Below are 13,340 nucleotides of genomic sequence, written 5' to 3'. Positions count from 1 at the left end.
GATCACCATGACCACCATCGCCTTCACCAACGGCCGCATCCTCACCGACAACGGGTTCGAGACGAACGTCAGCGTGCTCGTCGAGGACGGCCACATCGTCGCCGTCGTGCCGGGCGAGCCGCCGAAGGGCGCGCAGGTGGTCGACCTCGCCGGACGTTATCTCGTGCCCGGTTTCATCGACACGCAGGTGAACGGTGGCGGCGACGTGCTGTTCAACGACGAGCCCACGGCCGATGGCCTGCGCCGCATCGCCGCCGCGCATCGCAAGTACGGCACGACCGGCATGCTGCCGACGCTGATCAGCGACGACGTCGACGTGATGCGTCGCGCGATCGACGCCACGCGCGAGGCGATCGCGCAGCGCGTGCCGGGCGTGCTCGGCGTGCATCTGGAAGGTCCGTACCTCAACGCCGCGCGCAAGGGCGTGCACGATCCGTCGAAGTTCCACACGCCCGACGCGGCCGAGCTCGACCTCGTCGCCTCGCTGGGCAAGGACGGCGTGACGCTCGTGACGCTCGCGCCGGAGCGTTTCGAAGCAGCCACGTTGCGCGCGCTGGCCGAACGCGGCGTCATCATCGCCGCCGGTCATACCGCCGCGACGTACGAACAACTGCGCGACGGCTTCGCCAACGGCATCACCGGCATCACGCACCTGTTCAACGCGATGACGCCGATGAATTCGCGCGAGCCCGGCGCGGTCGGCGCGGCGCTGGAGAATCCCGACGCGTGGTGCGGACTCATCGTCGACGGCTACCACGTGCACGACGCATCGCTGCGCGTGGCGATCAACGCACGCCCACGCGGGAAGATGATGCTGGTCACCGACGCCATGCCGCCGGTCGGCGGAGAGCGTGAGGCGTTCTCGCTCTACGGCGTGGAGATGATCTGCCGCGACGGGCAATGCACCACGGCCGACGGCACGCTGGCGGGTTCGGCGCTCGACATGGCCTCGGCCGTGCGGAACACCGTGCAGCGCCTCGGCCTGCCGCTCGACGAAGCCTGCCGCATGGCCTCGCAGTACCCGGCGCAGTTCATCGGCCTGGGCGGCGAGCTCGGGCGCATCGCCCCGGGTTATCGCGCCGACCTCGTCATGCTGGACGACGCCCTGGACGTGCAGGGCACCTGGATCTCCGGGGAATAGGCGAAAGCGGAAGCGGCGTAAGCCTGAACGGGGCGCCCCGCGTCACCTCCGGACCCTTCCCGGCACCCGCCGGGCGGTCGAAGCGTGCCCAACTGCTACAATTCCGAGTCTTTGCTCGGGATTCCGACCTCGCGGCCACGTGCCGTGAGGCGTGATGCCGGGCGTCCGCAGCCACCCCCGCGACCCCCATCGCGCCGGAGCCACGCATGACCAGCACCGCCGAACTCAGCTCGCCGTCCTCGGCGAACACCGCGCTCACCAACTCGGTGCTCGACACCGACTACTCGCTGGAGCACAAGTACAGCCGCGAGAAGGGCCGCATCTACCTGTCCGGCGTGCAGGCGCTGGTGCGCCTGCCGCTGATGCAGCGCCTGCGCGACGAAGCCGCGGGCCTCAACACCGGTGGTTTCATCTCCGGCTATCGCGGCTCGCCGCTGGGCGGTTTCGACCTGGAGCTGTGGCGCGCGCGCAAGTTCCTCGAGAACGCGGGCGTGAAGTTCACTCCGGGCCTCAACGAGGACCTCGGCGCGACGATGGTCTGGGGCACGCAGCAGACCAACCTGTTCCCCGGCGCGAAAGTGCAGGGCGTGTACGGCATGTGGTACGGCAAGGGCCCGGGCGTGGATCGCACCGGCGACGTGTTCAAGCACGCCAATGCCGCCGGCACCTCGCAGTACGGCGGCGTGCTCGCGCTCGCGGCCGACGACCATGCCTGCCGTTCCTCGACGCTGCCGCACGGCTCGGAAGACGAATTCGTCAGCGCGATGATGCCGATCCTCAACCCGGCCGGCGTGCAGGACATCCTCGACATGGGCCTGGTCGGCTGGGCGATGTCGCGTTACACGGGCCGCTGGGTGGGCTTCAAGACGATCGCCGAAACGGTGGAATCGTCGGCCTCCGTCGACGTCGATCCGATGGCCACGCGCATCGTGCTGCCGGAAGACTTCGAGATGCCGGAAGGCGGGCTCAACATCCGCTGGCCCGACCCGCCGATGAACCAGGAAATGCGCCTGCACAAGTACGCGGTGAAGGCCGCGCAGGCGTTCGCGCGCGCCAACGGCATCGATCGCGTCGTGATCGATTCGCCGCGTGCGCGACTGGGCATCGTGACCACCGGCAAGTCCTACCTCGACGTGCTGCAGGCGCTGGAATACCTCGGCCTGGACGAGCAGGCCTGCGCCGACCTCGGCATCCGTGTCTACAAGGTCGGCATGACCTGGCCGCTGGAGCCGGTGGGCATCACGCGTTTCGCGCAGGGCCTGGAGGACATCGTCGTCGTCGAGGAAAAGCGCGCCTTCATTGAGCGCCAGATGAAGGAGTACATGTACAACTGGAGCGGCCAGCGCCCCTCCATCGTCGGCAAGTACGACGAGAACGGCGAATGGATCCTGCCCTCGACCGGCGAACTCACGCCGGCCACCATCGCCGGCGTCATCGGCCGCCGCATCCAGCGCTTCCACGATTCCGAGCACATCCGCAACGTCATGGCGTGGATGGCCGAGAAGGAATCCGAACTCGCCCTGCCGCGCGCCGTGTTCCCGCGCGTGCCGCACTACTGCTCGGGCTGCCCGCACAACACCTCGACCGTCGTGCCGGAAGGTTCGCGCGCGCTGGGCGGCATCGGCTGCCACTACATGGTCACGTGGATGGACCGCAGCACCGACACCTTCACGCACATGGGCGGCGAAGGCGTGACGTGGTCGGGGCAGGCGCCGTTCACCGATACGCCGCACGTGTTCCAGAACCTGGGCGACGGCACGTACTTCCACTCCGGTTCGCTGGCGATCCGCCAGTCGGTCGCCACCGGCGTGAACATCACCTACAAGATCCTCTACAACGACGCCGTCGCGATGACCGGCGGCCAGCCCGTCGACGGCACGCTGTCGGTGCCGCAGATCGCGCACCAGGTGCGCAGCGAAGGCGTGCAGACGATCATCCTGGTGTCCGACGACATCGCGAAGTGGAGCAAGCGCGAGATCTTCCCCGGCGACATGGAATTCCATGACCGCAAGGAACTCGATGCCATCCAGAAGCGCCTGCGCGAGACGAAGGGCACCTCGGTCCTCATCTACGACCAGACCTGCGCGACCGAGAAGCGTCGTCGCCGCAAGCGCGGCAAGATGGTCGATCCGCAGAAGCGCGTGATGGTCAATTCGCTCGTGTGCGAAGGCTGCGGCGACTGCGGCAAGAAGTCGTTCTGCGTCTCGGTGCTGCCGAAGGAAACCGAGTTCGGCCGCAAGCGCGAGATCGACCAGAGCAACTGCAACAAGGACTACAGCTGCGTCAACGGCTTCTGCCCGAGCTTCGTGACGGTGGAAGGCGGCGGCCTGCGCAAGAAGAAGGGCTCATCCGCGAAGGATCGCCTCGCCGATCTTCCGATGCCGAAGATCGCCAGCGACCTCTCGCAGCCCTGGAACATCCTCATCACCGGCGTCGGCGGCACAGGCGTGGTGACGATCGGCGCGCTGCTCGGCATGGCCGGCCACCTGGAAGGCAAGGGCGCGACGGTACTCGACCAGACGGGCCTGGCGCAGAAGGGCGGCGCGGTGACCACGCACATCCGCATCGCTCGCACGCCGGACGACATCCACGCCGTGCGCATCGCCGCGGGCGAAGCCGACCTCGTGCTCGGCTGCGACATGGTGGTCGTCAACGATTACTGGGCGCTGTCGAAGGTGCGCGCGGGCCGCTCGAACGTCGTGCTGAACAGCTACGAAGCGATGCCCGGCACGTTCACCACGCGTCCGGACATGCAGTTCCCGGCGGCCGACATCATCTCGGCGGTGAAGGTCGCGCTCGGCGGCCACGATCCGCATGTCGTCGATGCGACGCAGCTCGCCACCGCGCTGATGGGCGACGCGATCGCGACGAACCTCTTCATCCTCGGCTACGCGTGGCAGCACGGCCTGGTGCCGCTGTCGATGGAGTCGCTGATGCGCGCCATCGAGCTCAATGGCGCGGCCATCGAGATGAACAAGACCGCGTTTGCGTGGGGCCGCCTGGCGGTGATCGATCCGAACGCCGTGATGGAAGCGGCGGGCCTGATCCGCAACGCGCCGACGCTCGCCGAAGCGACGCCGGGCGCGCTGCCGATGCTGTCGCCGGGTGCGTGGGAAGGCAACGAGTGGGGCGCCACCTCGGCACCGCGCACGACGCGTCGCGAGGACGAACTGCGCCACGTGCCGGCCCATGGCGGCGACAACGTGGCCTTCATGCCGCTGGACGACGAGCGCCTGTCGCGTTCGCTGGACGAAATCGTCGAGCGTCGCGTGAAGTTCCTCACCGACTACCAGGACGCGGCCTACGCCAAGCGCTACAACGACCTCGTCGCGCGAGTGCACGCCGCCGAGCGCAACGTCGCTGGCACGACCGACCTGACCGAAGCCGTCGCGCGTTATGCGTTCAAGCTGATGGCCTACAAGGACGAGTACGAAGTCGCGCGCCTGTACACCAGCGGCGAATTCCAGCGCCGCCTGGAGCAGCAGTTCGATGGCGACTACAAGCTGAAGTTCCATCTTGCTCCGCCGCTGCTGGCGAAGAAGGACGCGCAGGGCCGCCTGATCAAGCAGGAATTCGGCCCGTGGGTGTTCACCGCGTTCAAGTGGCTCGCGAAGCTGCGCTTCCTGCGCGGCGGTGCGTTCGACATCTTCGGCAAGACCGAGGAGCGCAGGATGGAGCGCCAGCTGATCGAGGACTACTTCCGCACGGTGGAAGGCCTGCTCGGCAAGCTGGCTCGTTCGAACGTGGACCTCGCGGCGGAAATCGCGAGCATTCCGGAGCACATCCGCGGCTACGGCCACGTCAAGGAAGCGCACCTGCACAAGGCCAAGGAGCGCGAGGCGGAGCTGCTGAAGGAATGGAGCAACCCGTTGCGCATCGTGAAGGTGGCTTGATCGCCCGGCGCGTTCGCGCAATCGCGGTGAATGTGAAGAACCCCGCTCCGGCGGGGTTTTTTCGTGAGTGCGTGCTCTGCTGACAACGCGCTGTCAGCAGCACGCGCGACAATGCGCGGATGGATACCGCGCGCCTCAAACGCTACTGCGCTTCCTTCCCCGCGGCGAAGGAAGTGCTGCATGGCGAACCGTCGAACATCCTCGTCTATTCGGTCGGCGGAAAGACCTTCGCGTACTTCAAGACGAGCGAGCCGGAGCGCTGGCGTTTCAGTATCCGGGTCACGCCCGAACGCTTCGTCGAACTCACCGACCAGCCCGGCATCAAGCCAGCGCGCTGGATGGGCCGCTGGTACTGGGTGACGGTCGTCGACGTACGCCGCATGCCGGAGGATTACCTGCGTGAACTGGTGACGTGGTCGTACGAGCGCGCGCTGGGTTCGTTGAGCGGGAAGCGGCGGCGGGAACTGGTTGGCGAGTGACGCGTGCGGTGCTCAGCGAGTGCAGCGCGTTGTTCCTGCTGTCATTCCCGCGAACGCGGGAATCCAACTGTCCGATGTATCACGCCTTCCGGAAGTTGATGCTTCTGCAAGATGGATTCCCGCCTTCGCGGGAATGACAGCAACAAGCGAAGCATAATCAAGCTGCAATCACCAAAAACAACAACGCCGGCACAAGGCCGGCGTTGTCGCATCACCAGATCACACCTGCATCAGTCGTACTGCGTGATGTCCACGTCCTTCGTCTCGCGCAGGAACAGCGAGCCGATCACGAAGGTCATCAGCGCGATGATGATCGGATACCACAGGCCGTAGTACATGTTGCCCGTGGCCGCAACCAGCGCGAAGGCGATCGTCGGCAGGAAGCCGCCGAACCAGCCGTTGCCGATGTGGTACGGCAGCGACATCGAGGTGTAGCGGATGCGCGTGGGGAACAGCTCGACCAGCCATGCGGCGATCGGGCCGTAGACCATCGTCACGTAGAGCACCAGGATCACCAGGATCAACAGCACCATCGGCTTGTTGATGCGCTCCGGGTCGGCCTTCTCGGGATAGCCGCCAGCCGTCAGCGCCTTCTTCAACTCACCCGTGAATGCCTCGCCCTTGGCCTTGCTGTCGTCCTTCGACAGCCCCGCGCCTTCGAAGCTCTGCACTTCGACGTCGCCCACCGTCACGCGCGCCAGGCTGCCCGCGGGCGCCGCCTGGATCGTGTACGGAATGCCCGCCTTGGCCAGCGCGGCGGTGGCGATGTCGCACGAGTTGGTGAAGACCTTCTTGCCCACCGGGTCGAACTGGAACGAACACGTGCGCGGATCGGCGTGCACAACGGCCGGCGCGTTGGCGCTGGCTTCGGTGATGGCCGGGTTGGCGTAGTGCGTGAGCGCCTTGAACAGCGGGAAGTAGGTGAGCGCCGCGATGAGGCAGCCGGCCATGATGATCTTCTTGCGGCCGATCCTGTCGCTGAGCCAGCCGAACACGATAAAGAACGGCGTGCCGATCGCCAGTGCCGCGGCGATGAGCAGCCAGGTCGTCGTCGCATCGACCTTCAGCGATTGCGTCAGGAAGTACATCGCGTAGAACTGGCCCGCATACCAGACGACGGCCTGGCCGGCGGTGGCGCCCAGCAGCGCGAGCAGCACGATCTTGCCGTTCTTCGTGAAGAAGCTTTCGGTGATCGGCGCCTTGGACTGCTTGCCCTCGGCCTTCATCTGCTGGAACAGCGGCGACTCGTTGAGCTGCATGCGGATCCACACCGACACGCCGAGCAGCACGATCGACAGCAGGAACGGAATGCGCCAGCCCCACGCCTCGAACGCTTCGGTGCCCAGGTACGTGCGCACGCCCAGGATCACCAGCAGCGACAGGAACAGGCCGATCGTCGCGGTGGTCTGGATGAAGCTGGTGTACAGACCGCGCTTTCCGTGCGGTGCATGTTCGGCCACGTACGTCGCCGCGCCGCCGTACTCACCACCCAGCGCCAGGCCCTGCAGCAATCGCAGGATGATCAGGATCGCCGGTGCGGCGAAGCCGATCGACGCGTAGTTGGGCAGGATGCCGACCAGGAACGTCGACAGGCCCATGATCACGATGGTGACCAGGAACGTGTACTTGCGGCCGATCATGTCGCCGAGGCGCCCGAACACGATCGCGCCGAACGGACGCACCGCGAAGCCGGCGGCGAACGCGAGCAGCGCGAAGATGAAGGCGCTGGTTTCGTTCAATCCGCTGAAGAACTGCTTGGCGATGATCGCCGCCAGCGATCCGTACAGATAGAAGTCGTACCACTCGAACACGGTGCCCAGGCTGGAGGCGAAGATGACCTTCTTGTGCCCCTGGCTGAGGGTGCCCTCTTTCGTATTTGCGGTGATGGTGGACACGATCTGGCCCCTTAGAAGTTGTACTTCACATGCGTCTGCAGGCGGTTGAGCTCGCCGCGGTCGCCGTTTTCGAGTTCACGCTGGCCCCATATCAGTTCCGCGCCGAGGTCGAGCTTCGGAAGCGGCGTGTAGATCAGGTTCAAGTGCGCCGACTGCGCGCCCTTGGTGATGCCAAGCCCGGTGAAGTCCGTGTTCTGGTCGTAGTCGGCGCGCGAGTAGAACAGGTTCGTGCGCAGCTTCGGACTGAACACGTGGCGCCAGCCGACGAAGCCGGCGATGACGTCGATGTTGTCCAGGTCGCCCGTCGAATCGAGCACGGCGTCGTTGTTCAACGCCAGGCCGATGTAGCGGCCGATGCCGCTGCCGCCGGTGACCATGTAGCGGATGTCGTCGTTCTTGCCGAGGTTGAACTTGCCCGACACGCTGATGCCGTAACCGGTGGTGTCGTCTTCCACCGCCGGACGCGCCGGCGCGGTCGGCGTCGCCGCGACGCCCGCGGTCTGGTACTTCAGCTGGCGCACCAGGCCGGCGATGCCGAAGTGGCCCCAGTCGCCCTTCATCGTGTAGCGCGCGGTGAGGTCGGGCATCGGGCCGTCGTCGCCGGCGATCTGCGCCATGTTGCCGTTGAACGGCGTGTAGACGGTTTCCGGGTTCTCCATCGAGAACGACCACGGGCCGTTGGTGTAGCGCAACTGCGCCTGGCGCACGAACACCGTGCCTTCGGTCGGGCCGAGGAAGTCGACCGTGTCCGGCAGCGCCGCGGTGTCCTGGAAGTTCGTCCAGGCCTGGCCGGCCAGCCAGTTGTTCCACTGCACGTACGCCTGTCGCAGCGTGAGCGCGTAGGTGTTGGTGGCGATCTCGTTGCCGGTGAAGGCCGTGCTGCCGCCGCCGAACAGGTCGAACTCCAGGTAGGCCTTCAGCTTGTCGCCGTTGTCGGTATCGCTGTCCACGCCGAACCAGAAGCGCGAGAAGTTGGCGCCCATGTCGGTGTCGGTGCCGCCTTCGCGAAGATGGCCCTGGCCGACCGGGATCGCCTTGGGTACGTAGAACAGGCGGCCGACGGTGCCGTCGGGAATGTCGCCGTCGTTGGTCGAAGTGACCGACGCATCGAGCTTGATGAAGCCACCGTAGTAGAACTTCGAGTTCGGATTGGCGGTCGGCGTGATCGTCGTGCCCTGGATCGGCGAGACCTTCGGCGCGCCGGCAGTGGCCGTGGCGGGCGCCGCGGCCGCAGCGGGCGCGGCAGGCGCCGTGGCCTGGGCCGTCTTCACTTCGCTGATCTGGGTCTGTTGCTGCTGCTGTTGAGCCACCAATTGCTGGACCATCGCTTCGAGCTGGGCGACGCGCGCTTCCAGCTCCTTCTCCTTCGCGGTCTGCGCGAAGGCTACCCCCGGCAGCGCGAGCGCGATGAGCAATGCGGCGGCGAGCGGGCGGCGACGCACGGTCGCGGCCTTCGACGTCGAGGCAATGCTTGCGGACATGATTCCCTCCCACGGAAAACGCCGGACCGGATGCCCGACATTTCCCGAGCCTGCGGCGCCATCGCGCTGCACAACCATTCCCCATTGGTCGTAAGCGGACGCGACTACGACCATCGTCTAAACCGGCTCGGATGAGGCCCGACAGCTAATGCGGCACACTGGCGGTTCCGGCCGTCCTCGACGGTCGAACGCCTTCCGCCAAGCCGTTCCGGAGCCCGCCATGAACCACCCCGCCGCCGTCTATCCGATCGATCCGGACTTCGCCGCGAACGCGCGCGTGACGCGCGAGGACTACGAGCGCCAGTACGCCGAATCGGTGAACGATCCGGCGGGTTTCTGGGGCAAGGTCGCCGACCGGCTCGACTGGTTCACCAAGCCGACGAAGATCAAGGACGTCAGCTACGACCTCGCCGATTTCCGCATCCACTGGTACGAGGACGGCGAGCTCAACGCGAGCGTGAACTGCCTCGACCGCCACCTGGACGAGCGCGGCGACAAGACCGCGCTGATCTTCGAGCACGACGATCCGTCGCAGCCGGCCGAACGCATCACCTATCGCGAACTGCATGCGCGCGTGTGCAAGCTCGCCAACGCGCTGCGTTCGCTCGGCGTGCGCAAGGGCGATCGCGTCACGATCTACCTGCCGATGATCCCGGAAGCCGTGGTCGCGATGCTTGCCTGCGCGCGCGTTGGCGCGATCCATTCGGTGGTCTTCGGCGGCTTCGCGCCGCAGTCCATCGCCGATCGCGTGGCCGACTGCCAGAGCAAGCTCATCATCACCGCCGACGAAGGCCTGCGCGGCGGCAAGAAGGTGCCGCTGAAGGCGAACGTCGATGCCGCGCTGAAGCTCGGCGGCACCAACACCGTCGAGACCGTGCTCGTCGTGCGCCACACCGGTTCGGCGGTCGACATGCAGATGCCGCGCGACCGCTGGTACGACGCCGTCGTCGACGAACAGCCGACGCAATGCGCGCCCGAGCGCATGAACGCGGAGGATCCGCTCTTCATCCTCTACACCTCCGGTTCGACCGGCAAACCGAAGGGCGTGCTGCACACGACCGGCGGTTACCTCGTCTACGCGAGCTACACGCACGAAGTCGTGTTCGACCTGCGCGAGGACGACGTCTACTGGTGCACCGCCGACGTCGGCTGGGTCACCGGGCACAGCTACATCGTCTACGGCCCGCTCGCCAACGGCGCGACCGCGCTGGTGTTCGAAGGCGTGCCGAACTACCCGACCGTGTCGCGCTTCTGGGAAGTGATCGACAAGCACCAGGTCACGCTGTTCTACACCGCGCCGACCGCGATCCGCGCGTTGATGCGCGATGGCGACGAACCGGTGAAGAAGACCTCGCGTGCGTCGCTGCGATTGCTGGGTACGGTCGGCGAACCGATCAATCCAGAGGCGTGGCGCTGGTACTACGAGGTCGTCGGCGATTCGCGTTCGCCCATCGTCGACACGTGGTGGCAGACCGAAACAGGCGGCATCCTCATCACGCCGCTGGCCGGCGCGATCGACCTCAAGCCCGGGTCGGCGACCAAGCCGTTCTTCGGCATCCAGCCGGCGCTGGTCGATGCGAACGGCGGCCGGCTCGAAGGCGAGGCTGAAGGCAACCTGGTGCTGCTCGATTCCTGGCCCGGCCAGATGCGCACGGTGTACGGCGACCACGCGCGTTTCATCGACACGTACTTCCGGACGTATCCGGGCACGTACTTCACCGGCGACGGCTGCCGCCGCGACGCCGACGGCTATTACTGGATCACCGGCCGCGTGGACGACGTCATCAACGTCTCCGGCCATCGCATCGGCACGGCGGAAGTCGAAAGCGCGCTGGTCTCGCATCCGAAGGTCGCCGAGGCCGCGGTCGTCGGCTTCCCGCACGACATCAAGGGGCAGGGCATCTATGCCTACGTGACCCTGATTGCCGGCGAGGCGCCTACCGACGAGTTGCACAAGGAACTCGTCGCGCACGTTCGCAAGGAGATCGGGCCGATCGCGACGCCCGACCACCTGCAATGGGCGCCGGGCCTGCCGAAGACGCGTTCGGGCAAGATCATGCGCCGCATCCTGCGCAAGATCGCCGAGAACGCGCCGGACCAGCTCGGCGACACGAGCACGCTCGCGGATCCGGCGGTGGTCGAGTCGCTCGTGCGCGAGCGGCGCGTGCCGTGACGCATCACTCCCTCCCCTGCTCCCGCAGGGGAGGGTTGGGGAGGGTGAAGTCCACAGCGCCACAACGCCACGCTACTAACGCATTACCGGCGCTTGCGCGCCGCCAACCCCCTCCCAACCTCCCCCTGCAGGCAGGGGGAGGAGCAAAAGGCAAGGCAGAGTTCCCATGCCCACGCTCCTCATCGCCGACGACCACCCGCTCTTCCGCGAAGCCCTGCGTGGCGCGGTCGCGCGCGTGCTGCCGGACGCGCAGCTGCGCGAGGCCGACAGCGTCGAGGCGCTGTACACGCTCGTGGAAGCCGAGCCCGACGCCGACCTGCTGCTGCTCGACCTCAACATGCCGGGCGCGCAAGGCTTCAGCGCGCTGGTGCACCTGCGCGCGTTGCATCCGCAGCTGCCCATCGTCGTCGTCTCCGCGCGCGAGGAACCCACGGTGATGCGGCGCGCGCTCGATCACGGCGCGGTCGGCTTCATTCCCAAATCCGCCGACGCCGCGACGCTGGGCGAAGCGATCACGCGCGTGCTCGATGGTGATCGCTGGGCGCCTTCGAGTGCGTTGTCCGCACCGGCCGCGCACGCCGATGAACACGATGCCGCGCAACGCCTGCGCGATCTCACGCCGCAGCAGTTCCGCGTGTTGCAGATGCTCGGCGCCGGACTGCTCAACAAGCAGATCGGCTACGAACTCGGCGTGTCGGAAGCGACGGTGAAGGCGCACGTCACCGCAATCCTGCGCAAGCTCGGCGCGAGCAACCGCACGCAGGCGGTGCTCATCGCCGGGCGCCTCGCGCTGGATCCCGGCGCGATCGTGCCGCCGCCCGAAGAGGCCGACTGACGGCCGCAGACGGACCGTCGAACGCACCGGACTGAACGGTGGGTTCACCGATCACGCCTGTTCCACGCCGCCCGGCGTACTGCTGCCTGCATACCGCAGCGGAGCCGGCCTTGTGAATGTCGCGTCCAGATCGATCGTCATCGCAGTCGCCGTCGCGCTGTGCGCCTGCGGCGGCCAGGCGAAACTGCGCGAGGGACAGGACACCGGCGCGAAGCCCGAGATCGTGCCGCCCGAGACGTCCGCCATTCCCGTCCTGAAGATTGCACCTGCCGTCGGCTGGAACGGCGTCGATACGCCCACGCCGGCCGCCGGGCTCGCGGTGAAGGCATTCGCTACTGGCCTGGATCATCCGCGCTGGCTGTACGTGCTGCCCAACGGCGACGTGCTCGTCGCCGAGAGCAACGCGCCGCCGGGCAAGCGCGGCATCAAGGGCATCAAGGGCAAGATCATGGGCGCGGTGATGAAGAAGGCCGGCTCCGGCGTGCCCAGCGCCAACCGCATCACGCTGCTGCGCGATGCCGACGGCGATGGCGTCGCCGAAGTGCGCAGCGTGTTCGCGCAGAACCTCACCTCGCCCTTCGGCATGGTGCTGGTCGGCGACACGCTGTTCGTCGCGAACGCCGATTCGATCGTGAAATTCCCCTACGTCGCCGGCGAGCTGAAGGCGGGCGCGGCACCGCAGAAAGTCGTCGATCTCCCCGGCGCGGGCGACCAGCTCAACCATCACTGGACGAAGAGCCTGGTCGCATCCCCCGACGGGAAGCGCCTGTTCGTAGGCGTGGGCTCCAACAGCAACATCGCCGACAACGGCATGGAGGCCGAGGTCAATCGCGCCAACATCCTCGAGATCGATCCGGCGACCGGCGCGCAACGCGTGTTCGCGAGCGGATTGCGCAACCCCGTCGGCATCGCGTGGGAACCGGGCAGCGGTTCGCTGTGGGCGGTCGTCAACGAGCGCGACGAACTCGGCAACGACCTGGTGCCGGACTACCTCACTCGCGTGGACGCCGGCGCGTTCTACGGCTGGCCGTACAGCTACTGGGGACAGCACGTCGACACGCGCGTGAAGCCGCAGAAGCCCGAGCTCGTCGCCACCACGCGCGTGCCGGATTTCGCGCTGGGTTCGCACGTCGCGCCGCTCGGGCTGACGTTCGCGACCGGGCAGAAGCTCGGCGACGGTTACGCCGACGGCGCGTTCGTCGGCCTGCACGGTTCGTGGAACCGCGAGCCGCTGTCGGGCTACAAGGTCGTGTTCGTGCCGTTCCGTGGCGGCCGTCCGACGGGTTCGATGGTGGACGTGCTCGGCGGCTTCCTCGACGCCGACCGCAATGCACGCGGCCGACCTGTCGGCGTCACCATCGCGCGCGATGGCGCGTTGCTGGTCGCCGACGACGTCGGCAACACCGTGTGGCGCGTCAGCGCCGCAGCGCCTGCGCCCTGACG

At 67.0% G+C, this 13,340-nt stretch carries 8 protein-coding genes; 6 read left to right on the top strand and 2 right to left on the bottom strand.

Annotated features, from left to right (window positions below; translation table 11 throughout):
• Window positions 1-7: 7 nt before the first annotated feature.
• From nagA to DX912_RS12140, 3 genes are all read left to right on the top strand, one after another.
• Window positions 8-1,141, top strand: a complete 1,134-nt coding sequence (gene nagA, locus DX912_RS12150) for an N-acetylglucosamine-6-phosphate deacetylase (protein ID WP_115842777.1) — start codon at window positions 8-10, stop codon at window positions 1,139-1,141.
• A gap of 206 nt (window positions 1,142-1,347) precedes the next feature.
• Window positions 1,348-5,034 carry an indolepyruvate ferredoxin oxidoreductase family protein gene (locus DX912_RS12145; protein ID WP_115842776.1) on the top strand — a complete coding sequence of 1,229 codons (3,687 nt, stop codon included), beginning with the start codon at window positions 1,348-1,350 and terminating at the stop codon, window positions 5,032-5,034.
• Between the two features lie 119 nt (window positions 5,035-5,153).
• Window positions 5,154-5,513: an MmcQ/YjbR family DNA-binding protein gene (locus tag DX912_RS12140; protein WP_115842775.1), complete on the top strand. Its 360-nt coding sequence runs from the start codon at window positions 5,154-5,156 to the stop codon at window positions 5,511-5,513.
• A gap of 230 nt (window positions 5,514-5,743) precedes the next feature.
• Here DX912_RS12140 and DX912_RS12135 read toward each other — a convergent pair whose 3' ends face one another.
• Window positions 5,744-7,408: an MFS transporter gene (locus tag DX912_RS12135; protein ID WP_425477944.1), complete on the bottom strand. Its 1,665-nt coding sequence runs from the start codon at window positions 7,406-7,408 to the stop codon at window positions 5,744-5,746.
• A gap of 11 nt (window positions 7,409-7,419) precedes the next feature.
• Window positions 7,420-8,889 carry a DcaP family trimeric outer membrane transporter gene (locus tag DX912_RS12130; protein ID WP_115842773.1) on the bottom strand — a complete coding sequence of 490 codons (1,470 nt, stop codon included), beginning with the start codon at window positions 8,887-8,889 and terminating at the stop codon, window positions 7,420-7,422.
• A gap of 220 nt (window positions 8,890-9,109) precedes the next feature.
• On the opposite strand from DX912_RS12130, the gene acs reads away from it, so the two are divergent.
• From acs to DX912_RS12115, 3 genes are all read left to right on the top strand, one after another.
• Window positions 9,110-11,062 carry an acetate--CoA ligase gene (gene acs, locus DX912_RS12125; protein WP_115842772.1) on the top strand — a complete coding sequence of 651 codons (1,953 nt, stop codon included), beginning with the start codon at window positions 9,110-9,112 and terminating at the stop codon, window positions 11,060-11,062.
• Window positions 11,063-11,228: 166 nt separating this feature from the next.
• Entirely contained in the window at window positions 11,229-11,897 is a 669-nt protein-coding gene (locus DX912_RS12120; RefSeq protein ID WP_115842771.1) for a response regulator transcription factor, read from the top strand.
• Between the two features lie 112 nt (window positions 11,898-12,009).
• Window positions 12,010-13,338: a PQQ-dependent sugar dehydrogenase gene (locus DX912_RS12115; protein ID WP_115842770.1), complete on the top strand. Its 1,329-nt coding sequence runs from the start codon at window positions 12,010-12,012 to the stop codon at window positions 13,336-13,338.
• The last annotated feature ends 2 nt before the right edge of the window (window positions 13,339-13,340 follow it).

It is taken from the genome of Lysobacter soli, from assembly GCF_003382285.1.
In the GTDB taxonomy this organism is placed as follows: Bacteria; Pseudomonadota; Gammaproteobacteria; order Xanthomonadales; family Xanthomonadaceae; genus Lysobacter_J; species Lysobacter_J soli.
This window is presented reverse-complemented; position numbering and strand designations above follow the sequence as displayed.